The organism is Aeromicrobium sp. REDSEA-S32_B7 (genome assembly GCF_001626145.1).
Lineage (GTDB): Bacteria > Actinomycetota > Actinomycetes > Propionibacteriales > Nocardioidaceae > Aeromicrobium > Aeromicrobium erythreum.
In genome coordinates this window covers 1-23,625 of sequence record NZ_LUNF01000250.1, presented here as the reverse complement: position 1 = coordinate 23,625, position 23,625 = coordinate 1, and the positions used below count along the sequence as shown (strand labels likewise).

The following is a 23,625-nucleotide window of genomic DNA, read 5'->3' as shown; positions in this document are numbered from 1 at the left end:
GCTGGGGACTGAGTCGCACTGATCCGTTGCCGGGTGGTCTCGATACGTCAGGACGCGCTCGCTGGCGCTCGCCGTCCTGACTACTCGACCAGCAGAACCCTTGCCTTCTCGACGAGCGGTAGGTCTCGTTGGTCGAGTAGTCGACGTCGCGACGAAGGAGCTGACGGAGACGTATCGAGACCACTCCAAGCCGACGCTGGGAGCCGGGTCGCGCTGAGCCGTTGCCGGGTGGTCTCGATACGTCAGGACTTCGCAAGCTCGTCCTGACTACTCGACCAGCAGAACCCTTGCCTACTCGACCTGCGGAACCCTTCGCTCCTCGACGAGTGGGGGTCAGGAGCAGGAGGTGGGGAAGCGGCGGTCCTGGGTGAAGGACTGGACGCCCGGCGTCGTCGTCACGACCGCGCCGCGACGTTGGTCCTTGCCGGTCGTCATGGTGGTGCGGATGGTGACGGTCTGGCCGGGCTTGATGACGTAGGCAGTGTAGGCGACGGGGCGGGTGCCGAGGCGGCCGCTCTCGTCGAGGGAGATGGCGTCGTCGGCCCTCACCTCGTCGACGGTGCCGCCGGCGGGGGCGACGACGCGGACGGTCAGTTGCTGGTCGCCGCGCGGGGCCCGGTTGCCGATGCCGGTGATGTAGCGCGGCAGGTCGGCGGCGTCGGCCGGTGCGTTCGACGTGATGGTGGTGGTGGCGACCAGCGTCTGGCGACCGTCGGTGCGACACCCCTCGGACTTCACCGTCGTCCTCCAGTCGAGGTAGTACTGCATCTTCGAGCTGGTGGTGTCGTTCAGGTACACGCCGACCCGCGGCGTGGTGCTCGGCTCGGGCAGCTCGCCCGACAGGCGCGTGCCGGCGAGGTCGTCCTCGACCGTCTTGTCAGCGCTCCACAGCAGGATGCGGCGCTCGTCGACGGCCTTCGTCAGGCCCTCGAGGGTCTTGCGGGAGTCGCCGCGTCCGCCGAGCACGGAGCTGAAGATGCGCTGCGCTGCGTCGGCGAAGAAGAGGTCCTGCACCTGCGGGTCGGGGAACCGCGCGTACACGGTGTTGAGCAGGATCTCGACGGCGTTCGCCGACGTGAGCACCGTGCCGTCGGTGAGTCGGATGGAGCCCGTGCCGTCGAGCGCGTAGGAGAGGGCGACGGGGTCGATCGACAGCACGCCGTCGACCTTGGTGCCGAGCGAGCGCTGCACCATGGCGCGGGCGATGGTGGCGACGCGGGGGAAGTCGGGCGTGATGGTGGTGTCGCGGATGTCCTCGGCGATGAGGCTTCCGAAGGTGCGCTCCTCCGCGTCGGTGATGCGCACGACCGGGTCGTCGAACTCGCCGAGCTCACGGATGGTGAACTGCTGGTTGAAGCTGAGCCGGCCGTTGCGGGCGGTGACGAGCGCGAGCGCGCCGGGGATGCCGCCGAGCGACCGCGACTCCGCGTTGTTCTGGAACATGACGAGGTAGGTGCGGGTGCCGTCGGCGCCGAGCATGCGGGGCGCGATGCGCAGCGCCTTCGCGGCGGCGTCGGCGGCCTGCTGCGCCGTACCGAGCTTGTCCTTGAGCTCCTGCACGGGCTTGCGGAGGGGGCCGACGATGGCGGAGTCGTCGATGGCGTCGATGCGGCGACGGTTCTCGGTGAGGACGTTCGCGGCGGTGCTGACGGGACGGACCAGCCCGGCGAACTCACGCAGCGGGAAGCGCCCGTCCTTCGGGCGGAAGGTGTTGGCGTCGAGCGACTGTGCGGTGTCGACGACGGGCGGCAGGGCGCGCTGGGCGATGTCGTCGAGGGCGTCGGCGGCGGTCTGCACGGCGTCGACGCTGGAGCCGACGAAGGGCACGTGGGTGGCGGCGCCCCAGAGGGGGCCGTCGGTGCGGGTGCGGGCGGTGGTGGTGCTCTGCTGTAGCGCTCGCAGGGTGTTGCGTGCGAGGTCGGTGTCGCCGCTGGTGATCTGCGACTGCAGGTCCTGCGCCTCACCGGTGGCTGACGTGATGGCCTTCTGCGCCTGCGACGCCTCGTAGCCCATCCACCCGACGACGCCGATCACGGCGAGGACGACGACGCCGAGGCCGATCCACAGCGGCTTGCGGTTGCGCTGCTTGCGGCTCTTGCGCCGTGCGCTGCCTGATGAGCGCGACGAGCGGGTGCGGGAGGCCATGGCGTGATCCTAGGGTCGCGGGTCGAGCCGACGGGTTCGGTGCAGACATGACTCCGCCACCTCCCCAGCCCGGAGGCTGGTGGAGGTGGCGGGCGTCAGGGTCGTGCTTCGCGGAGCGACGCGATCAGCTGTGACGACGGCGGGCGGCGATGACGCCGGCGCCGGCGAGCACGAGGGCTGCGCCACCTGCGAGGAGGAGGACGTTCGAGCCGCCCGTGTCGGGCAGCGCGCCGCTGGCGTTGTCGCCGCTGCCAGCGCCGGTACCGGTGCCGGCGTCAGCGACGCCCGTGCCCACGACGAGCTTGATCGTCTTGGTGTAGGTCTGCTGGACCGGGACGAAGCCGGACTTCAGGCCGCTCGCGCTGGGGGCGATGTCGTCGGCCGTCGTGATCGTCATGACGATCTCGAAGGTGCCGTTCTCGTTCGGCGCCTGGCCGGAGACGTTCCAGGTGGTGGTGTTCGTGCCGCCACCGACGTTCTGGCCGAGCAGCGTGGCGGAGTAGGACTCGACCTCGGCGCCACCGAAGGTGCCGGAGAAGGAGAACTGACCGCCCGGGGCGACCTGGACACCCGCGGCGGCACTGCCGCCCGGGATGGTGATGATGGGCTCGTCGCCGTAGGCGAACGCCGAGCCGGCGGAGAAGAGGGTGACCAGACCGGCCACGAGGCCAGCGATGGCCAGACGAGTGCTGCGCATGTGAAGCTCCGAGGGATGTAGAAGACGACCACAAAACCAGTGGTTCCCGGCTAACAGTAGCGGTGAAAAGCCCTCGCGAACCAAACTTGTCCAAACTATTCACACGGACGCAACACGGGCCAACTTGCTGGCGGCGTGTCTGGGGGATTTTTCCCGTCTTTTCAGGAAGCCGAGCTGTGACTCATGACACAAGCCGTGGGGACGTACGACCGGTCCGCACGGACTGAGACGCCCGGAAGATCAGGCCTGACGGCCCGGATCGTCGATCTCGGGGTCGTCCGGGAGGCCGCGGCTCGCGTCGAGGCGGCGGCTGGGCTCGCGACCCACGGCGTCGTCGAGGGCGTCGAGGTCGCCCGAGCGGTCGGTGCGCCGACGAGCTGTGACGGGGTGCGACTGACGCTGCTGCTGTTGCTGCGTGGTGTCGGCGCGGCGCTTGGAGCCGCGTCGGGTCGAAGCGGGTTCGGGGCGGTCCTCCGCCGCCTCCACGCTGTCGGTGTCCGTCGGCGCGTAGCCGTAGCCGTACCCGTAGCCGTACCCGTAGCGCCCGGACTTCACGGGCGTCATGTTGAAGACCGCCGCGACGGGCTTGGCGCCGACGCCCTCGAGACGTCCGACCGCGGCGCGCACCTGGTCGCTGGAGGTCTTGCCGTGGCGGACGACGAGCACGGCGCCGTCGACGACGCTGGAGATCAGCGCGGCGTCGGTGACCGGCAGGAGCGGCGGGGCGTCGATGAGCACGACGTCGTACTCGGCGCGCAGCTGCTCGACGAGGCTCACCATGGCGCGCGACTGCAGCAGCTCGGCGGGGTTGGGCGGCGTCTTGCCGCTCGAGAGCACCGACAGGCCGGAGACGCCGGTCTCCTGCATGGCGTCGGGCAGCTCCACACGGCCGACGAGCACCGTGGTGAGGCCGACGGCCTCGACGAGCCCGAGGTACTGCGCCACGCGGGGGCGTCGCATGTCGCCCTCCACCAGCGCGACCTTCTGACCGCCCTCGGCGAGCGCGAGCGCGAGGTTGACGGCCGTGGTGCTCTTGCCCTCGCCCGGCAGCGCGCTGGAGAGCACGAAGACCTTCTTGTTGGCGTCGGGGTCGATGAACTGCAGGTTGGTGCGCAGCACGCGGAAGGCTTCGGCGCGCGGGGAGTACGGGTCGATCTCGGAGATGAGCGGGGCGCCGTCGGCGCCGTTGTCGAACGGGATGGCGCCGATGACGGGCGCCTCGGCGAGCTCCTCGAGCTGCTTGTGCGTCTTGACGGAGGAGTCGAGGGTCTCGCGCAGCACGGCGATGCCGGCTCCGAGCAGTAGACCGAGGATGAGGCCGAGGCCGAGGTTGCGCAGCGGCTGGGGCGAGACGGGAGAGGTCGGTGCCGTGGCCTGGTTGGTCACGGTGGCCTTGATGGTGGCCTGGTCCTTGCCGGGCGGCGTCTCGAGCTCGCCGACGTAGCCGACGAACACGTCTGCGGTGGTCTCGGCGATGCGCTGGGCGCGCTCGGGCGAGGGGTCGGTGACCGTGATCGTCAGGATGACCGTGTCAAGCTGCGATGTGGCGGTGATCTGCTGGCTCAGCTCGGCCGGTGTCTCGTCGAGGTCGAGGTTGGTGGAGATGAACAGGTCGGTGGACGACGCGTACTGGGGCGTGGTGCGCCAGGTGGCGAGCGCTGCCAAGGCGACGACACCGAGGGCCACGGACGCGATGAGCAACCAGCGGTGACGAAGGATGGTCAGGTAGTCCCGCAGGTCCACGTACAGCTCCCGAGTGGTGATGACGGCGGCCCCCGAGACCGAGGGATGCGCCTCACTCTAGGCGAGGCGGGTGGGGATCGTGGACGACTTGGCTGTGACGTCGTGCGGGCGAATCGTGCGCGATGCTCAGACGTGGGCGAGGAGGTCGAGCAGGTAGCGGCCGTAACCGCTCTTGTGCAGCCGCTCGCCGCGGGCTCGCAGCTGGTCGTCGTCGATGTATCCGAGACGCCAGGCGATCTCCTCGGGTGCGCCGACTTTGAGGCCCTGGCGGGACTCGACGGAACGGACGAAGTTGGAGGCGTCGTTGAGGGAGTCGAAGGTGCCGGTGTCGAGCCAGGCGGTGCCGCGCTCGAGGATCTCGACGTGCAGCCGACCCTCCTCGAGGTAGCGCTCCTGCAGGCCGGTGATCTCGAGCTCGCCGCGGTCCGACGGCTTGAGCTCGTGGGCGTACTCGACGACGTCGCTGTCGAAGAAGTAGAGGCCGGGGATGGCGAACGGGCTCTTTGGCTCGGCGGGCTTCTCCTCGATGGACAGCACGCGACCGTCGTCGGCGAACTCGACGACGCCGTAGGGTCGCGGGTCGGCCATCCGATATCCGAAGATCGCGGCGCCGTCCATCTGCTTGAAGCGGCCGAGCGTGGATCCGAGGCCGGTGCCGTAGAAGATGTTGTCGCCGAGCACGAGTGCGCTGTGGCTTGTTCCGACGTGCTCGGCGCCGATGATGTAGGCCTGCGCGAGGCCGTCGGGGCTGGGCTGCTGCGCGTACGTGAGCCGGATGCCGAACTGGCTGCCGTCGCCGAGAAGTCGCTCGAAACCGTCGGCCTCGTGCGGCGTCGTGATGACCAAAATGTCCCGGATGCCCGCCAGCATGAGCGTCGACAGCGGGTAGTAGATCATGGGCTTGTCGTAGACCGGCATGAGCTGCTTGCTGATGCCCTCGGTGATCGGGTGCAGACGGGTACCGGTGCCGCCGGCCAGGATGATGCCCTTCATCGGTGCACGTCCGTCTCCATGAACGGACCAACGATATGAGGAGGCCGTAGTCACGGCGCCTCGTCGCGCGGTTCGCACGGTCACGCGACCCTGAGTCGAGCCGATCTGTGATCGAGCCCTCTTGGATGGCGCGCTCAAACGCTCTCGCGCGGCACCGCGCCCGTGACACGATGTGGACGACGTGCTGGAGATCCCGGCGAGAGGGCGATCGATGAGACGTGGACCGGTGGACCTGCTCCCGGCGGGAGCGCTGCCGCTCGGACTCGGGTGCAGCAGGCTTGGTTCGGTCGGGGGAGCATCGCCGGACGAGGCGCGTACTGTCCTCGCGCTTGCGCTCGAAGAGGGTGTGCGGTTCTTCGACACGTCCAACATCTATGGCCAGGGCGACAGCGAACGCCTGATCGGCGAGGCGATGAGTCGGCGCGACGATGTGGTCGTGGTGACCAAGGCCGGAAAGTACGTGCCTTGGCCGAAGCGCGCCCTCGTGCCCGTGAAGGGGCTTCTCAGAGGCTCGGTGAGACGGTCGACCGCAGCGAAGCAGACCGTCGGGTCCGCGCGCGCCAAGCCGATGCCCACGAACTGGGAGCCCTCGCGCCTCAGGTCGAGCCTCCACGGGAGCCTTCGTCGTCTTCGGCGCGAGTACGTCGACGTGCTGATGCTTCACAGCCCTCCGGTCGAGATCGTCGAGCGAGGGGAAGCGACGGCAGGCCTCGAGGACGCCAGGCTCGCAGGAGACGTGAGGTACGTCGGCGTGTCCGTCGACGACGTCGCCACTGCCAACGCCTGCCTCGACGACGGCCGGATATCGGTGCTGCAGCTCCCGTTGCACCCAGGCTCGGACGACTACGCCGAGGTGCTCGACCGCGCACGAGTTCTGGGCGTAGCGGTGATTGCGCGGGAGGTTCTTGGCGGCATCGGCTCACTGTCGGGCCATCCGCGCCCCAGTGAGCTCGCGCAGGACCGGATCTGTCGTTCCATCAACGATCCGTTGGTGGCGATCACGCTCGTCGGGGCGACAAGGACGTCGAGTCTGGCTGCGTCGGTCGAGGCTGCCCGCTCGTGCACCGGTGGCCACCCATGAGCGCGCGGTACGAGTCTTGAGCGCGTCCTCGGCTCGTGTGATGGTGCGGGCAGCGTCGCGGCTGTCGTTGCGCCAGGTCGCCTACCACGTGAAGCGGATCGTGCGGAACCGCATCGCTCGCGCCCGACCCGACCTCTACCACCGCTACGTCGCGCGCGTCGCCCGCTCGGTGCCGCCGCTCGAGCTGGGGCGCCGACCCGCCCGGTCCACCGAGCTGGCGCGCGCCGTGGCGCCGTTCTACTACGCCGAGTACGTCGAGACGATCGACCGTGCGGCTCGGGCGGAGTTCGAGTTCTTCGGCCAGAAGGTCGACTTCCATGATGTCGCACGTATCGACTGGCACCACCGCGTCGACGCCGAGTCCGACTTCCACCTCTGGCGCATGAAGCTCGGTCACATGGGCTTTGTCTGTCCCATGCTGATCGACGGAGGGGAGACGCACCTGGCGGCGGTCGAGAGTCTCGTGCGGGGGTATCGGACGACCGCGGACTTCGGGATCGAGGGTTGTTTCTCCTCCTACTGGTTCCCCTACAGCGTCTCCCACAGGATCCTCGCGATCCTGAGCGGTTACGTGCTCGCGCTAGAAGGGCGCGAGCTGCCGACGACGCTGACCGATGAGCTCGACGAGTTCCTCCGGTGGAACGTGGCGTTCGTGCAGGTCAACGTCGAGCACGAGCTGCGCAACAACCATGTCGAGCGGAACCTGGCCGCGCTGTGCCTGTACTACAGCTACGCCCGCCGCGTCCCTCGGCGCACGAAGCGCCGACTGAACCGCGAGGTCCGCAGGTCGATGCGTGCCTGCGTCCTGCCCGACGGAGTGATCGCCGAGCGATCAGCGATGTATCAAGGTCTTGCCGTGATGGCGCTCGACGTCTTCGCCAAGACGCCGTTCCTGTCGCAGCGGGTCCGCGACGAGGCCAAGAAGACGCACGACAAGGCTCTGAAGGCCTGGGCGTCCCTCACGCATCCCGACGGCGAGATCGCGTTGTTCAACGACAGCTGGTTCGAGGAGGTCCCCCCGATCAGCGACGTCTTGGACGGGCAGGACGTCAGGCCCACCAGCGTGCTCGACTCGGCTGGATACGTCCGGCTCGAGGGCGAGGACGTCTTTGCGCTCATGGACGGGGGAGCCATCGGCCCGTCGTGGAATCCCGGTCACGGGCACGCGGACTTCCTCTCGGTCGAGGTCGACGTCGCGGGGCGGCGGTTCATCGTTGACCCTGGCACGTTCCAGTACTCCACCGGTGAACGGCGGACCCTCGAGCGGTCGGCTGCCAGCCACAACGGTCCCCGGGTGGAGGGACTCGAACCGGTCGAGTACCTCGGCTGCTTCCGTGTGGGTCGGATGGCGCGGGCTTCCATCCAGGTGGCGGACGACGAGCAGTCAGCCACGGGAGAGCTGCCGCTCCCAGGTGGCCCGACGGTCCGGCGACGCGTGAGCCTCGGGCGCGGCTCGGTCGTGGTGCGTGACAGCTGGTCGGGACGACGGGACGAGGCTGTCGTCACGCTCACCGTCTCCGACGGATGGACTCTCGTCGACAGCCAACGGGATCGCGTCCTGTTCCGCTCGGACGACAAGGAGGCCGAGATCGCCGTGACCCACGGCGACGTCGCCGGCGTGCGCGACGGCGCGTGGGCCTGTCGCTACCTCGAGAGTCGCGCCGCGACATTGATCGACCTGAAGCCTTCGCTCGACTCGAGTCACGACCTTGAGTGGCAGGTCGCCGTGAACAGCCGTCCCGTCGCAGAGCGGGTGGAGCGAAAGGAGCATCCGGCATGAAGATCGCGATCGTCGGCTGCGGATTCGTGTTCGACATCTACATGAGGACGGTGCGCGCCCACCCGGAGCTGGAGGTCGCTGGGGTCTACGACCGGCGACCAGAACGAGTGCGCGCCGTCGCAGAGCACTACGGGTTCCATGGGTACGCGTCGTACGACGAGCTCCTGGACGACCCGCAGGTCGACATGGTCGTGAACCTGACCAACATCGGGTCGCACTACGAGGTGTCGAAGCGCGCCCTGGAGGCTGGGAAGCACGTCTACTCGGAGAAGCCGATCACCACCTCCGTCGAGGAGACCCGGGACCTGTTCGACACCGCGGAGACGAATGGCGTACGGCTCGGCGCCGCGCCGTGCAACATCTTCAGCGACAGCGTGCGCACCATGTTCGAGCTCGTGCAGTCCGGCGCGATCGGGCAACCGCTCCTGGTCTATGCCGAGCTCGACGACAACCCCATCCATCTCATGGGGTTCGAGGAGGTCGTCAGTCCGACGGGAGCACCATGGCCCCTGGTCGAGGAGATCCTCGAAGGGTGCACCTACGAGCACCTGGGATACCACCTCATCTGGATCTGCGGCCTCCTCGGACCGGTGACCGCCGTGACGGCGTTCTCGAGCGAGCTGATCGAGGGCAAGGCGGGGGACGTACCCGGTCTGTCGGGAACGCCCGACTACTCCGTGGCCAACCTCCACTTTGCGAGCGGAGCGGCCGCGCGCATCACGTGCAGCGTCGTGGCACCCCGCGACCACCGCATGCGCGTGATCGGACGCGAAGGCGAGATCACCACTGACAGCTATCGTCAGTACCGGGCCCCGGTCTTCCTCGAGCGGTTCACCCGGCGGAGCCTGAACGCCCGAAAGTTCCAGACGCTCCGCGCGCATCGCGGTCTCGGCCGGCTTCTCGGAATGGGCGGACGTCGCGTCAAGCTCCTCCGGAACTCCAAGTCGCACGCCGTGGAGAAGAACCTCCTCGTGCGTCCGTCGCTCAAGCAGCGCCTCGTCGGGGCGCTCCGGAGACGCGAGGTGTACGCCCAGGACAAGTTCGCAGGGATCGCGCAGATGGCTGACGAGATCTCAGGCGGCAACCCTCAGTACCTGAGTCCGGACTTCCTGCTGCATCTGAACGAGCTCACGCTCCTGGTTCAGGGGGCGGGTCCGGGCGGGATCGCTGTGCGCACGACGACCACCTTTGAGCCTCTGGGGCCGATCCCGGACGTGGGCGCACTGACGAGCGGTGATCCGCGCCACGATCAGCCAGGTGGTGTGCGCAATGTCTGATCCAAGGAACTCGCCCGGCATTAGGATGCTGCAAGACACGCTGGATCGTCGACGTCCGCCTGCGAGTCGAGCAGCAGGTTCGGACACGCGAGCTGGGCGTTCCCCAGTACCAAGTACACGGTGGATGTGACACGTTGCGAGTCGCTGTGACAGGAGTGAGTGGGCTCATCGGGTCGGCGGTCGTCCGCCTCCTCGAGCACGATCACGAGATCGTCAAGGTGGGCCGCCGGGATGGTGACGACGTGGTCCTCGACCTCTCGGACGAGTCGACGTGGGACAGGGCCGACTTCCCCCAGATCGATGCGTTGGTGCACTGCGCCGGGGTCGTCGACGAGGACATACGCGATCACGCGGATCTTGCGTGGAAGAAGGCCGTCGGGGGTGCGAACCGTCTGGTCGACGCGGCACTCCACGCGGGGGCCCGCCACCTCGTCTACATCTCCTCCGCTCACGTCTACGGGCCACTCGTCGGTCGTGTCGACGAGAGCCGTGCCTCCAATCCGGTGTCCGACTACGCCATCGCGCACTACGCGACGGAGCAGATCTTTCGACGACGGGCCTCGGACCAGGTCCGGGTCTCGGCCCTCCGACCCTGCGCAGTCTTCGGCCTCTTGCCCGATCCCGAGCGCTTCCGCCGGTGGTCGCTGGTCCCCTTCGCGTTCCCTCGCGACGCCGTCAGCGGGGGTGAGATCAGGATCCGGTCGTCCGGCGAGCAGCGGCGGAACTTCGTCGGGAACGACGACATCGCCCGCGTGGTCGCGCGATGGCTCGGGGAGGACGGCCAGGGTTGGAGCGTCCTCAACCCGATCGGCCTGCTCGACGCCTCGATCGCCGAGGTCGCGCAGATCTGCGCTGAAGAAGCTGAGTCCGTCACGGGCCGACCGTGCCAGGTGTTCCGAGGGGGTCCGGACGTCGATCCGCCTGAACCCCTGCGGTACGAGTCGACAGCATCGTACGAGCGGGGATCGCAGTCCTTCCGCGCCACCACCCGCGACTTGCTGCGTCTGCTGAACGGTGGTGCGTGACGTGAAGCCGAGGCTGACGATCGGGCTCATCACCTTCAACGGATCGGCGTCGATCGCGCGAAGCATCGAGAGTCAGCTGAGCCAGACCTTCCGCGACTTCACGCTGCTGATCTTCGACAACGCCTCGACGGACGGGACGAGCGAGATCTGCGCCGCCTTCGCGGCCGAGGATCCGCGGGTCGTGCACGTCCGGCATCCCGCCACCGTTCCTCAGAGTGACAACTTCCGTGGCGTGCTCATGGCCGCGGACACCGAGTACTTCATGTGGGCGACCGACGACGACCTGCGCAGTCCGCGGTTCGCCGAGGACTGCATCGAGCTGCTCGACCACCATCCCAATGCGGTGGCAGCCTGCACGCCGGTGCAGTTCAGAGCGCAGGACGGTTCGCTGACCGACGCGCGCGGCACGTTCAGCATCGAGGGGACACCGGAGCAGCGGCTCAGGACGTACTTCGCGAACCCGCGTGACAGCTCTCGTCTCTTCGGCGTCTACCGAACCGATGGCCTCAAGAAGGCCTACGCCGAGGACACGTCGGTCTTCGGCTACGACTGGCTCGTCGTCGGCCTGACGATGCTCGAGGGCGACCACCTCGAGACAGGGACGGTCGGCCTGGTCCGTGCGGCAAACGCGCCCGGCAAGTACTTCGCCAGCTTCAAGCGGCACTTCGTCCGCGAGCCCGGTCCGTGGGGCGTCCTCTCCTCCTTCCTCCCGCTCCTTCCCATGACGCGGCAGCTGCGGTCCCGCCTTCCGCGCTCTGCTTGGAGAGCTTCTCGATGGCGCCTGCTGCGCCTGAACCTGCACCAGTCGCTGTTGATGCTTCGGTGGAGGTTCCCGAGGCTTGAGCCGGTGTTCCGGTTGGTGCGTCGCGTGGACCGTAGCGTCGGGAACTCGTGAGGTAGACATGGTCAAGGTCCACGACGCCAGGGCGAACAACTTCAACCTGCTCCGCCTGGTGGCGGCAAGTGCAGTGATCTTCTCGCATGCGGCAGAGATCGCTGGTGCGCGCCCCGACGCGATCGAGGAGTGGATCGGTTACAGCGGGGGCTGGATCGCCGTCTCCGCGTTCTTCTCGATCAGCGGCTTCCTCATCTACCGTTCCATGGTCAGCAGCAGGAACGTGAAGATCTTTATGGTGGCGCGAGGCCTCCGCATCTTCCCGGGCCTGTGGGTGATGCTCGTGCTCACGACGATGGTTCTTGGGCTCACGGTCGCCGCAGGCGGACCGAGCAGCTACTTCACGTCCCCGCAGGTCTACGAGTACGTCGCCGGCAACGCCGTGCTCTACGCGCCGCAGTACCACTTGCCGGGAGTGTTCGACGGTCTGCCGACCGACGGCGTGGTGAACGGCTCCCTCTGGACCCTGCGTTTCGAGTTCACGTGCTACCTCGCGGTCGTGGGGCTCTTCGTGGTGGGAGCGTTCGCGTCCAACCGTCGCTTCGCCTCCATGTGCGTGGTGTATGTCGTGGGCTACGTGGGCTTCCTCGTCGTCTCAGCGCACCTTGGCTCCCTCGATGCGGCGCTGCATGACGGTAGCGACGTCGCCAAGCTGCACCGACTCTCGCTGGCGTTCATGGTCGGGGTCGTCGTTGCCCGCCTGTCCGACCGGGCACGTCCCGCGTGGTGGTGGGTCGGCATCGGAGGGCTGCTGTGCTTGGTGAGCTTTGGCACGCCCCTCTTCCAGACCGCCCTGGTGTTGCTCGTGGCCGCCCTCGTCTTCTGCCTCGCCTTCTTCCAGGCGCAGTGGCTGCATCGCTTCCGCTCCATGCACGACTACAGCTACGGCATCTACATCTACGCGTTCCCGGTGCAGCAGGCCGTCCAGCTCTGGTTGGACCCGCGCCACGCGATCGTGAACGCCCTGATCAGCCTGGTGATCGTCGTGCCGCTCGCCGCCCTCTCCTGGCACGCTGTGGAGAGCCCGGCACTGCGACTGAAGAGCCGGCTGCAGAGACGCGCAACGCCGTGAGGACGATGCGACGCAACAGTGCATTCTCCGCGGCCGAGGTCATCGTCGGTGGCGTCTGCCTCTTCTTCATCTACCGCAACGTCGTCCAGACCCTCGGCGTCTCCATGCTCGGCGTTTGGTCCCTAGTCCTGGCGACGACGGCGTTCGGCCGTGCTGCGGACCTCGGGATCAGCGGAGGTCTGGCGCGATTCATCGGGCGATCGATCGGCGAGGGCCGACTCGAAGCCGCAGTCGCGTACATGCGGACCGGTGTCCTGTTCATGGCGGCCGCCATGGGCGTCGTCGCGCTTGCCCTCTGGTGGCCCCTTTGGCGCGGACTGGCCATCGCCCTCGACGGGCGTGAGCTTGCCGCCGCGCGAGAGGTGCTGCCCTGGGCAGTGTTGAGCCTGTGGCTCCTCATCGTGAAGTCCGCGATCGACTCGTGCCTGCTGGGGATGGGGCGCGCCGACCTGCGCTCCATCGGAGGCATGCTGGGCATGCTGGCCCAGCTGGTCGCGTCGCTGATGCTCGTGGGGACGTTCGGCCTGAACGGTCTGGCGTGGGCGCAAGCGGGGCAGTTCGTGCTCGCCATCTGCTTCGAGCTCGGCGCTCTCGCCATCGTGACGAACAGCGCCGGCGACAGGATGGCATCGCCCTGGTTCTCCGGGGCGCTCCTGCGGGAGATGCTCGGATTCGGCGTCAAGCTCCAGGCGGGTTCTCTCGCCAACCTGATGTTCGAACCCGTCGTGAAGACCGCTCTCGGAGCGGTGGCGGGCACTCACGTCCTCGGGATCTTCGAGATCGCCTACAGGATGTCGTATCAGGCCCGAAACGTCGCGATCATGGCGCTGCAGCCTTCACTGCCCAAGTTCGCAGAGCTGTCGGTGGGAGACCAGCAGGGCCTGCGGGACCTCTTCTCGCGCATCTGTCGTGCCGCAGCCCTCATGGGTGGTGGGCTCATGCTTTTGGTCGCGGTGGCCTCTCCGCTCATCTCGTTCCTCTACCTCGACGAGGTCGATCCGCTCTTCATCTACGTGGTGGGAGTGGTCTCGGCGATGTGGGCTGCGACGATCTTCGCCTCGCCTGCCTACTACCTCGGTATCGCGAGTGGCCGCGTCGTGCCGTACGTGATGAGCGAATGTGTCTCCATCGCCATCGCGGGCCTGGCGGTCGTCGTCGTGGGTGCCGTCATCGATCCGGCAGCTTCCATCGTCGGTATCGCTCTGGGAAAGATCGTGGGCAGCTGTATCACAGCGGCATGGATCCGTCCCACCTCACGACTTCGCGACTCGGCACTGCTTCATCCGGATATCCTGAAGGCGACCGTCGTCGTGTTGCTGTGCTCCGTGACTGTGGTCCTGGTGAGCTTGCACGTGCGATGACCGGAGACGAGAGGCTCGACAGATGGCTCTGACGCAGTCGAGCACCCGTCGTGGCGCGCCCGCCGTCGACACGGGCCGGCGAGGGCACCGCACGGTCTACGCGTTGATCGTCGTCGCCCTGATCGGGATGCATCTGCGGCTCTCCGTGGAGACGAGCACCGGGGCACAGGTCGTTCCGATGTACCCGCTGCTGCTGAGCGCCGCCCTGCTCTCGTTCCGTGTCGGGAACGAGCTGGCTCGACGAGCGGGTCAGCTGATCGTGGTCCTGGCCGTGTTCCTGCTCATCGAGCCGTTCGTCTCCTTCGCTCCAGAGAGTGCGAGCGTCGTCAACCTGCTCTCGGCGTTGCAGCTCCTCGCCTCGGTCCTGTCGGCCTTGATCATCATCGCGGTGTGCCGGACGCTTCCCCGTGACGGCTTGCGCAAGCTGTTCTTCGGCTTCTGGGTCGCCTTGATGGTGCTGGCCCTGTTAGAGAGCGTCGGACTTCGCGACGTGTTCACCTCGATCCGCGATGCGCTCTACTTCACCTCGCAGCGAGGGATCTACTCCGAGGCGGCACGCGACATCGTCCTCTACGGGAAGATCCGACCGACTGCGCTGGCGAGCGAACCTTCCTATCTTGCCGACTCGTACATGAGCATGATCGTCGCGGTCTTCCTCCTGGATCCTCGACGAGGGCAGTGGTCGTCCTGGGTGCGGCTCGGGCTGATGGTCGCCATCGGCTTCGCGATCGCGCCGAGCCTGAAGATCGTCTTCTACCTGCTCGCTCTCGGGATCTGGATCCTGTGGCCGAGGACGCCCAAGCGGCTGGCGCTCGCGGGTGTGGCGCTGTCGACGGTCTTCTTTGTCATGTTTGTGACCTTCGAGTTCTCGCTCGGATCGGTCCTGACGAGGTTCGGGCTGGGGGAGACCGGCAGCTTCTTCGGACGCATCGCTGTCGCGCCGCAGATCGGTCTCGAGGCCGTCACCAACCACCCGGTCCTGGGGTACGGAGTGGGGAACACAGACGGACTCCTGCCCGTCATCGACGAGGCCTGGCAGAGCAGCGGGGCATACGCCCGTTTCCCGTGGTACCAGGGATTGGGCCCGTCGGAGCTCATGTCCAACGGGTTCTGGTGGCAGTGGGCGTTCCTCGGCGTGCTGGGCGGAGCCCTCTTGTGGATCCTCCTCGTGAAGATCCTGGCGGCTATGGGCGTGGAGCACCCCTTGCGGTCGATCGTCTGTGCGTGGGTGGTGTGGTACTCGGGCTTCGCCTTCGTCGACCCGGCGAGCTGGTTCGTCCTGGCGCTCTTCGTCGTCCCTGTTGTGACGAAGACGCTCGACGCCTCGACCGTGCCTTCCGGAGCCCCGACGGGGACGGTCCGCGGGAGGACCGGCCGAACCGTGGAGCCTCGAGTAGTCGGTAGCTGAGGTAGGTGGCTGCTCCGGTGAACAGGATCCCGACGAGTCCGAGCGCGATGAAGGGCAGTCCGAAGCGACCTGGGGTCAGCGTCTGTAGAGCGATGAGGTGCCACAGGTAGAGGCTGTAGCTCGCCAGGCCGATGAGGACCAGAGGACGGAGCCGGAGCACCCGCTCGACGACGGTGTGATGGGCCCAGGAGGGCAGGACGCACAAGCCCACGCTGGCGAGCGTGACGAGGGGGAATCCCACGTATCGGTACGCGCTGGTGTACTGACCCGGTCCGACGACGGTCCACAACGCAATCAGGGCGAGTGATGCCCACCCCAGAAGCTCGGCCCACGGGCGGCTGGGCCGGCTTCGCCCGCCGGCGTCCTGGAGCAGCAGCCCGATGGCGCAACCGGCGAGGATCTCGGAGAAGCGAGGCGCGGGAGCGAAGTAGAACCAGATCGCGGAGGTCGGCAGCGCTGTGACGTAGGCGACGACCGCCAGCCCCGCCGAACACCAGCCCGCGGTTCGTGCGCTGGTGCCTCTGCGTCGCCACAGGTAGATCAGCCAGGGCCAGACCAGGTAGAAGGTCCACTCCACTCCCAGCGACCAGGTCTGTCCGAATGGCTCGGTCGACCCGAGGTCCAGCGCGTAGACCCACGTTGCTCCCTGCCCCATGCTGATCCCGGCATTTCTCGCAGCCTCCGGGAAGGACACCGGCTCGCCCATCAGTCCAACGATGCAGGTGCCGATCACGAGAAGCCCGACGAGGGCAGGGTAGAGGCGCAGGATCCTGGCGCGGATGAACCGGAGGTAGGCCTGCGACATGGGGACGCGATCATCTCGGCGTTGCCACAAGAGGCTCGTGATCAGAAAGCCGCTGAGTACGAAGAAGACGTCGACCCCTATGTATCCGCCGTCGAAGTAGGGGGTGTAACGCGCCGCCCAGTGCACCAGCAGGACCGCGCCGATCGCGACGGCGCGGACTCCGTCGTAGTAGTCGATCCGTCCGTGGGACGGCCGGATCAGCGCGTTGAAGGTCGGGTCGTCCCACCGGACCGACCGCTCGTTCTCGGGGTCGTAGTAGGCGGACACGAAGTACATCATCTCGACGTCCTCCGTCAGGGAGAGGAAGCCGTGGGCGCAGCCGTGCGGGATGTACATCATGGTGCGGTTCTCGGACGTCAGCTCGGCGCTGAAGGAACGGCCGAAGGTCGGTGAGCCCTCGCGCAGGTCCAGCACCACGTCGAGCAGGGCTCCTCGGATCACCTTGACGACCTTCACCTCGGCACTCTCGCCGAGCTGGTAGTGCATCCCCCGGAACGTGTGCTTGACGCGACTGAACGACGTGTTGAACTGGACGAACCGAGTCTCGAGGTCGAGCGCCTCGAACTCGTCGACGTCGAAGACGCGCGAGAAGAAGCCTCGATCATCACCCCGAGGCTCAAGGTCGATCGTGTACACGCCGGCGAGTGGCGACTCGGTGAACCTCACGGTGCCGTCCTCTCTGCAGCGCCCTGTCCCAGCGCCTCGTAGTCGTCGATCTGCGCGTCGAGCGCCGTGGCGTAGTCCTGTCCGGAGTCCGTGGCCTTGATCCAGTCCGCCGTCCACTGGACTGCCTCGCGACCCGTGAGTCGTGGCCGCCAGCCCAACGACTTCTCGGCGAGTGAGGCATCGAGCGTGAGGAGCTTCATCTCCACTGGGTGGAATCCGGAGGCCTGGTGCCACGGCCGGTCTACCCCCATCGCCTCGCCGAGTGTCTCGGTCACCTCACTCACGGTCATCGGCTGGTCAGGGACCGGAGCGAAGTTCAGGGCCCGCGGCAAGGTGGGCCAGCGGTGGTCGACCATCGCCTCGACGTAGTCCAGGTAGCCGCTCACAGGGTCGAGGACGTGCTGCCACGGCCTCACAGACCGAGGGTTTCGGAGCTCGACGCTGGTGCCCGAACGCATCGCGCGCCAGATGTCGGGGACGAGTCGGTCCTCCGACCAGTCCCCTCCGCCGATCACGTTGCCTGCTCGAGCGGTCGCGAGTGCGACGCCAGCATCGTCGTAGAAGCTCTGCCTGTAGGAGGAGACCACTTCCTCGCACGCAGCCTTGGAGCTCGAGTAGGGGTCGTGGCCGCCCAGGCGGTCCGACTCGACGAACGGGGTCCCAGAGTCGTCGTTGAGGTAGACCTTGTCCGTCGTGATTACCAGGACCGCCTGGAGGCGCGGCGCATGGTGGCGGAGAGCTTCCAGGACGTTGAGCGTGCCCATCACGTTGGTCGCGAACGTCTCGGCGGGCTCGGCGTAGGAGCGGCGGACCAGCGGCTGGGCAGCCATGTGGATGGCGACGGTCGGGTCGGCGTCGGCCACCGTCGACGTCAAGGTCGTCGCGTCCGTGATGTCGCCGACGACGGACTGCAGTCCCGGGAGGTCCAACGAGGGGAACAAGGCTGGAGTGGTGTCCGGCGCCAGCGCGTAGCCGACCTGCGAGGCGCCCATGCGCGACAGCCAGCGAGCGGTCCACGATCCCTTGAAACCCGTGTGTCCGGTCAGGAGGACGCGCTGGTCGGCCCAGAACTCTGGATTCGGCACGGTCTCTACTCCCACGTCTTCCAGGGAGCCTGGTCTGCTGCCCACAGGTCCTCGAGATGCATCTTGTCCCTCAGCGTGTCCATCGGCTGCCAGAATCCGTTGTGCTCGAATGCTGCCAGCTGTCCGTCGTGAGCGAGGCTCTCGAGCGGCTCTCGTTCCCAGATGGTCGCGTCGCCGTCGATACGATCGAGAACGCGAGGATGGAGGACGAAGAATCCGCCGTTGATCTGCCCGCCGTCGCCCGCAGGCTTCTCCTCGAACTTCTCCACTCGGCCGTCCGTGATGACGGTGGAGCCGAAGCGACCGGAGGGTCGCACTGCGGTGAGCGTCGCGTCGAGACCGTGCTCGCGGTGGAACGTGGCCAACGCTGTGAGGTCGACGTCGGCGACACCGTCGCCGTAGGTCATGAGGAAGGGCTCGTCGTCGCGGAGGAACGGCCGGACGCGCTTGAGCCGTCCGCCGGTCAGCGTCTCGGCACCCGTGTCGATCAGCTGGATCTTCCAGTCAGGCAGCGACTCGTTCTCCCCGAGGAAGGACACGGAACGCTGGCGGATGTCGACCTCGATCGAGGAGTTGTGCATCGCGTAGTTCGCGAAGTACTCCTTGATGTAGTAGCCCTTGTATCCCAGGCACACGACGAACTCGTTGAAGCCGTGCTGCGAGTAGATCTTCATGATGTGCCAGAGGATCGGATACCCACCCACCTCGACCATCGGCTTCGGCCTGACCGAGGTCTCCTCGGCGAGCCGCGTGCCGAGGCCCCCGGCGAGAATGACTACCTTCATGCGATGTCCCGTCCCTTGTATTGACTCATGAGAGTGCCGTCTCGTCGGACGGGTCGAGCGCTGCGGTCAGGGACCGGGCGCGATCGTCCCACGAGAACGCCGAGCGGCAGTCGTCGAAGGCTCGATTCTGGACCGCGTCGAGGAGCGCGGGGTCGTCGATCACCGCACACACCAAGGTGGCAAGCGCGTCGAGCGACTCCGCAGCGAGGTACCCGTCGCCGGGTGGCGTCGGCAGGCCGCTGATGGCCGACTCGAGACCGACGATCGGCAGACGTTGGAAGATCTGCGAGAGCAGGCGGAGCTTGAAGCCGCTCCCTACGGTGTCCACGATCAGGCCGGCTCGAAATCCACTGATCACCGACTCCAGGTCGTCGACGAATCCCACGACGTCCACGTTCGGGTACTCGGTGACGACTCGACGCTTCAGTGACTCCGGGACGTCACCGACGACCGCCATCTCGATGCCGTGCTTGTCGAGACGCTCGTACGCGACGCTGAACCAGTCGAGAAGAACTTGCTGCTTCTGCTCGGAGCGGCGCCCTCCCAGCAGGGCGATCCGGCGAGGGGTGGTCGCGTCGATGGTTCTTCGTGGTGTCATGGGGCCGTCGTAACCCGGCGACAGCACGAGGTACTTCCGCTGTGGAGCGATGGCCCGGAACGGCCGGAGATCGGCCTCGTTGATGACCGTCACGACGTCGGTCCGCCTTATGAGCCGGTTCTCCCAATACTTCACCTTTGCGAGATCCCATCGGGCCATCACGCGCTTCGGCAGCGACATGTCGTAGCCCTGGTACTTGCCGGCGCGCGTCGGGTACTCCCACTCGTGAGAGGTGTAGAGCACCGTCGTGTCCTGATGCCTGCGACGGTGCCTCAGCGCGTCGCGGAGGAGGTGCGCGGAGCCGATGTTGTCGAGCACCACGGCGTCCCAGGTGTCGCTGCGCAGGTGGCGCTTCGCCTCGCGACGGTAGTCGCGCCGGGCGCCCTTCCAGGCGATGAGGGGGAATGTCGACAGGACGGAGGCTGCGCGACCGCGGCGTTGAGCTGTCGTGACGACCCAGGTCACGCCGTCAGCGGCGTCCTCGACCCGGGCGCCACCGTCGGCGCAGACGACGGTCACGTCCGCGAACGTCGCCCAGGTCTCGATGAGGCCACGGCTGTACACCGCGTCTCCAGCGACGGCCGGAGGGTACGGCAGCACCTTGGTGAAGTAGAGGACGCGAGGTCGGCGCGACTGTGTGGTCATGTCTCTACCGAGAACCTGCCGGCGCCCACGTCGAGTAGGTGCGTCCTCTGGCTGCCCGAAGGACGCCGAGCAGCGTGGCCAAGAGGGCGATCACGATCTCGGCGAGAGCGGCGATCGGCCCGGACTTGACCTTGGCTGCGATCACCGTGCTCGCCGCGACGGCCACCAGCGCGGCCAGCCCGAGGAACGGCGCGACGGTCGTTGCAAGGCCGATCGCGGCAACCGTACCGATGATCACGAAGAGACCTCCGAACCAGCGGATCACCTTGTGGGAGACGTACTTGAAGGTGTCGATCCTCGACATGGTCCGTAGCTGTGGCTTCATGACGCGGTGGGTGTGGTAGGCGCGAGCTGCGATTCGCGCCTTGCGCGAGAACTCGTCCTTCCTGTCGGTGACGAGGCGTTCGTGGGCTACGACGTCGTCGACCTTGAGAAGCCTCTTTCCCGCGAAGACGGCAGCCATCGACACCGTCAGGTCGTCGAGGACGGTGTCAGGGAAGTCCGGGTAGAGCTCACGACGGACGGCGAAGATCGACCCGTCGGCACCCATCACGTTCCCCGTCCGGGACTCGAGGGTCTTGATCTTCTCCTCGAGTCGCCAATAGGCGCCGCCGACGGCCGCGGTGGAGCTGTCGTCAGCGTTCACGTAGCGCAAAGTCCCGCACACTCCGCCGACTTCTGGGTCGGAGAACCAGGAGGAGAGTCGTTCCAGCGCGTCCTCGCGCAGGGTCACGTTCGCATCGGTGAAGATCAGCACGTCACCGACAGCCTGACCCGCGAGGACCTTCATGCCGTGCGCCTTCCCGAGACGACCGCTGCCTTGGAAGACCTCGACCAGGTCGGGTCGTTCGGACAGCTTCGTCAAGGTGTCGTCGAGCGACCCGTCGTCATAGGCGAGGACCTGAAGCTCGGGATCGACCTTGCGCAGCGCTTCGAGGTTGGGGATCTTCACGTCGAGCGCGTTCGACTCGTTGAAGGCGCAGAACAGGAGGCTGAACCGCATTCGCGGTGCTGGACGCGGCTCCACGGGAACCTTCGGCAGTAGCGTGAGCACTGCGGGATAGATCGCATAGGGGTAGAGGACGCCGAGGATGCAGGCGGCCAGAACCACGGCACAAGTCGCGGTCATGCTTGATGGGACGTCCGGACCGTCTGGTGGCCCCCGAGCGGACTCATGCGCATCAGTATGCGCCGTCCGATGCGAGCACGGCCTTCATGGTTCGCCACAGGATCGCGACGTCGGCGGTCAGCGACCAGTTCTCGACGTAGTAGGTGTCGAGCTGGATGGCCTCTTCCCAGGTGAGGTCAGACCGCCCGGACACCTGCCACAGACCCGTCATGCCCGGCAGGACGCGCAGGCGGCGGTGGGCGACGTGGTCGTAGAGGTCGACCTCGAACTGGCGCTGCGGGCGCGGACCGACCAGGCTCATGGTCCCGAACAGGACGTTGAAGAGCTGCGGCAGCTCGTCGAGGGAGTACCGGCGCAGGAAGCCACCGACCCGGGTGATGCGCGGGTCGTTCTTCAGCTTGGCGAGCGGACCTACCGACTCTCCCTGCTCGGAGAGGAGCGATGCGAGGCGCGCGTCGGCGTCGGGGTGCATCGAGCGGAACTTGATCATGCCGAACGGCTCGCCGTCCTTGCCGATGCGCTCCTGGTGGTAGAAGACAGGACCGCGACTGGTCATCTTGACGGCGAGGGCCGCTGCCAGGAGGACCGGAGAGAGCATGAGGATCAGTGCCGCCGCACCAGCGCGGTCGAAGATCTGCTTGGGCCACGTCGCGGCGTCGCCGTAGGTCGGCTTGTCGACGTTGAGGAACGGCATCTTCCCGACGCGGCTCAGCTGGATGCGCGAGCCCGAGACGTCGACGACGTTGGGTGACACGAGCAGGTCGACGTCGAGACCTTCCAGCTCCCAGGTCAGCTCCTTCAGGCCGGCGTGACCCAGGTGCTCCGTGTCGGTGACGATCACCAGCTCCGCCTCCGCCACGCTCAGCGCGGCGTCGAGGTTGCGCTCGGTCCCCATCACCGGAACGAAGGCGTCCGGAATCGGGAGCCACTCGCACAGCGAGGTGGCGCGGTCCGGGACCCACACGCCCGTCACCCGGACGCCGGACTGAGGGCTGTTGCCCAGGTGGCGCGTGATGTCCTCGGCCGATCGCATGCCGCCGATCACGAGGGCGTTGGTGATCATCGCCCCCCGCTGGCGCTGGCGGTTCAGCCACGAACGCCACACGCGGCGGACGACGATCAGCCCCAGGAGGCCGAGAGGGAAGGTGATGGCGAGATACCCGCGCGAGGAGTCGATCTTGAAGACGAGGGACGCGATGGCCACGAGCCCGAAGAAGGTGACGGACGCGCGGACGATGCGGCGGTACTCCTCGACGCCGTCGCCCAGGACCCGGCTGTCGCGGGTGCGGTAGGCCTGCAGCGCGACGGACCAACCCACGGCGAGAGTGGCTCCGAAAGTCCAGTAAGAGACGGAGAGCGGGCCGTTGGTGGTGGCCTCGGCGTCAGCGCCGAAGCGCAGGACGGCTCCCAGGATGGCCACGGCGAAGAGAACGGCGGTGTCGGTCAGGAAGACACGGTGTGCGACCTGCTTGTGCCATGGCGCGCGGTGTGTCGCTGAGCTGTCGATGGCGGGGTCCTCAGGGGGTTCGACGGCGACAGCAGGTCGCTGGGTTCGCCGCGCGCTCGGGAGGTCCGCATGGGTAGAGGTCGTCCGACTGACGTCCTGGATGGTCATGTGCACCGTTCTCCGAGTTTCTCAGTGTGCTCCCCCGAGCCAGCACCCGCTCAGGTTAGGGCTGATTCCGGGGCGATTCGACCACTTTGTGTGAACGAGGTGTGACATCACAGGCGCCAAACGGTGATCCTCGCCACGTCTGGGTCGTTTGCCCTCTGCAACGACAGGGCATTCGACCCGTACGGCACTCGGGCCAAAGTCAGGGGCCAATGCGGTCGGGTCGGACGGGATCGGAAATCCGTCGTACGAATGTGGAGAAACCGCTGACGGGCGTGGTGCCGGTCGGTAATGTTCTTCTCGAAGCCCCGCTGATTCACCCCCCGAGATCAGCGGGGTTTCTCTATGCCGGAATCCCACTTCCGCTGGTGATGCAGACCACCCGGAAGTGACACGTTCCTGTCATCTTTCTTCCCTACCTTCGGATCGGAAGGAGGAGGGTGATGAGACGTACCTGGAGGCGCTGGCGCTGTCGGCTGAAGTACGGATACGCCTGCCCCCACCTGGAGCTGCACACCAGGGAGGGCAGGAAGGGCCTCGGCACGCGGAGGCGCTGACGAGCGTCAGTCGACCGAGACCGTGTTGTTGCTCAGGTTCGGGTCGGTGCGACCGGGCGACGTGACCGTCGCGGAGAAACCGGAAGCCTCGGGGGGCGACCAGGACGCCACGAGCGGACCGGGGTTCGGCCCCGACGCCGTGCAGATCACGACCCTCGACGCTCCGCCTCCCGTGCACGACCATCCGTTCTGCTGCACCCAGCCCACCGACAGCTCTTGCGGGAACGTCAACGTCACCTGCGGGACGTCGCGCGTCGCCACCACCG

Annotated in this window: 18 protein-coding genes; 7 read left to right on the top strand and 11 right to left on the bottom strand. The window is 67.2% G+C overall.

The genetic code is table 11. The annotated features are described in order from the left end of the window. Positions 1 to 333 precede the first annotated feature (333 nt). The 4 genes from A6Q79_RS15775 to rfbA form a co-directional block, all read right to left on the bottom strand. Complete coding sequence (locus A6Q79_RS15775; protein ID WP_286691186.1) at positions 334 to 2,145, bottom strand: DUF4012 domain-containing protein; 1,812 nt, start codon at positions 2,143 to 2,145, stop codon at positions 334 to 336. A gap of 124 nt (positions 2,146 to 2,269) precedes the next feature. After that, positions 2,270 to 2,842 (bottom strand): LPXTG cell wall anchor domain-containing protein, encoded by a 573-nt coding sequence (locus tag A6Q79_RS15770; protein ID WP_067860611.1) that lies wholly within the window; start codon positions 2,840 to 2,842, stop codon positions 2,270 to 2,272. 240 nt (positions 2,843 to 3,082) lie between these two features. After that, positions 3,083 to 4,585 carry a polysaccharide biosynthesis tyrosine autokinase gene (locus tag A6Q79_RS15765; RefSeq protein WP_317698732.1) on the bottom strand — a complete coding sequence of 501 codons (1,503 nt, stop codon included), beginning with the start codon at positions 4,583 to 4,585 and terminating at the stop codon, positions 3,083 to 3,085. Positions 4,586 to 4,711: 126 nt separating this feature from the next. After that, entirely contained in the window at positions 4,712 to 5,578 is an 867-nt protein-coding gene (gene rfbA, locus A6Q79_RS15760; RefSeq protein ID WP_286691188.1) for a glucose-1-phosphate thymidylyltransferase RfbA, read from the bottom strand. Between the two features lie 226 nt (positions 5,579 to 5,804). Between rfbA and A6Q79_RS15755 the strand changes: the two genes are divergently transcribed. The 7 genes from A6Q79_RS15755 (at position 5,805) to A6Q79_RS15725 (ending at position 14,069) form a co-directional block, all read left to right on the top strand. After that, complete coding sequence (locus A6Q79_RS15755; protein ID WP_067860607.1) at positions 5,805 to 6,659, top strand: aldo/keto reductase; 855 nt, start codon at positions 5,805 to 5,807, stop codon at positions 6,657 to 6,659. Between the two features lie 40 nt (positions 6,660 to 6,699). Next, complete coding sequence (locus A6Q79_RS15750) at positions 6,700 to 8,439, top strand: heparinase II/III family protein (protein WP_067860605.1); 1,740 nt, start codon at positions 6,700 to 6,702, stop codon at positions 8,437 to 8,439. Continuing rightward, a complete protein-coding gene (locus tag A6Q79_RS15745) occupies positions 8,436 to 9,716 on the top strand; it encodes a Gfo/Idh/MocA family protein (RefSeq protein WP_067860603.1) in 1,281 nt (426 codons plus the stop codon). Before A6Q79_RS15750 ends, A6Q79_RS15745 begins: the two co-directional genes overlap by 4 nt. A 146-nt stretch (positions 9,717 to 9,862) precedes the next feature. Further along, positions 9,863 to 10,741: an SDR family oxidoreductase gene (locus tag A6Q79_RS15740; protein WP_317698731.1), complete on the top strand. Its 879-nt coding sequence runs from the start codon at positions 9,863 to 9,865 to the stop codon at positions 10,739 to 10,741. 1 nt (position 10,742) lies between these two features. Then, entirely contained in the window at positions 10,743 to 11,636 is an 894-nt protein-coding gene (locus A6Q79_RS15735) for a glycosyltransferase family 2 protein (protein ID WP_067860599.1), read from the top strand. A 7-nt stretch (positions 11,637 to 11,643) separates the two neighbouring features. After that, positions 11,644 to 12,708: an acyltransferase gene (locus tag A6Q79_RS15730; RefSeq protein WP_286691189.1), complete on the top strand. Its 1,065-nt coding sequence runs from the start codon at positions 11,644 to 11,646 to the stop codon at positions 12,706 to 12,708. A gap of 5 nt (positions 12,709 to 12,713) precedes the next feature. Then, entirely contained in the window at positions 12,714 to 14,069 is a 1,356-nt protein-coding gene (locus A6Q79_RS15725; RefSeq protein WP_067860595.1) for an MATE family efflux transporter, read from the top strand. 1,184 nt (positions 14,070 to 15,253) lie between these two features. Here the strand turns inward: A6Q79_RS15725 and A6Q79_RS15720 are convergent. The 7 genes from A6Q79_RS15720 to A6Q79_RS15690 form a co-directional block, all read right to left on the bottom strand. Continuing rightward, positions 15,254 to 16,948: a dTDP-4-dehydrorhamnose 3,5-epimerase family protein gene (locus tag A6Q79_RS15720; protein WP_317698730.1), complete on the bottom strand. Its 1,695-nt coding sequence runs from the start codon at positions 16,946 to 16,948 to the stop codon at positions 15,254 to 15,256. Beyond that, entirely contained in the window at positions 16,945 to 18,048 is a 1,104-nt protein-coding gene (rfbG, locus tag A6Q79_RS15715) for a CDP-glucose 4,6-dehydratase (RefSeq protein ID WP_286691192.1), read from the bottom strand. Before rfbG ends, A6Q79_RS15720 begins: the two co-directional genes overlap by 4 nt. Further along, positions 18,039 to 18,818 carry a glucose-1-phosphate cytidylyltransferase gene (gene rfbF, locus A6Q79_RS15710; protein ID WP_286691193.1) on the bottom strand — a complete coding sequence of 260 codons (780 nt, stop codon included), beginning with the start codon at positions 18,816 to 18,818 and terminating at the stop codon, positions 18,039 to 18,041. Before rfbF ends, rfbG begins: the two co-directional genes overlap by 10 nt. A 25-nt stretch (positions 18,819 to 18,843) precedes the next feature. After that, the gene (locus A6Q79_RS15705; RefSeq protein WP_067860586.1) at positions 18,844 to 20,061 is read right to left on the bottom strand and encodes a glycosyltransferase; all 1,218 of its coding nucleotides are present in this window, start codon (positions 20,059 to 20,061) and stop codon (positions 18,844 to 18,846) included. Between the two features lie 4 nt (positions 20,062 to 20,065). Then, on the bottom strand, positions 20,066 to 21,172 hold the full coding sequence (locus A6Q79_RS15700) for a glycosyltransferase (protein ID WP_202967680.1): 1,107 nt from the start codon (positions 21,170 to 21,172) through the stop codon (positions 20,066 to 20,068). A 70-nt stretch (positions 21,173 to 21,242) separates the two neighbouring features. Next, a complete protein-coding gene (locus A6Q79_RS15695; RefSeq protein WP_083516496.1) occupies positions 21,243 to 22,805 on the bottom strand; it encodes a sugar transferase in 1,563 nt (520 codons plus the stop codon). Between the two features lie 560 nt (positions 22,806 to 23,365). Continuing rightward, the coding region (locus A6Q79_RS15690; protein ID WP_317698729.1) for a hypothetical protein at positions 23,366 to 23,625 on the bottom strand (260 nt) is incomplete at its 5' end.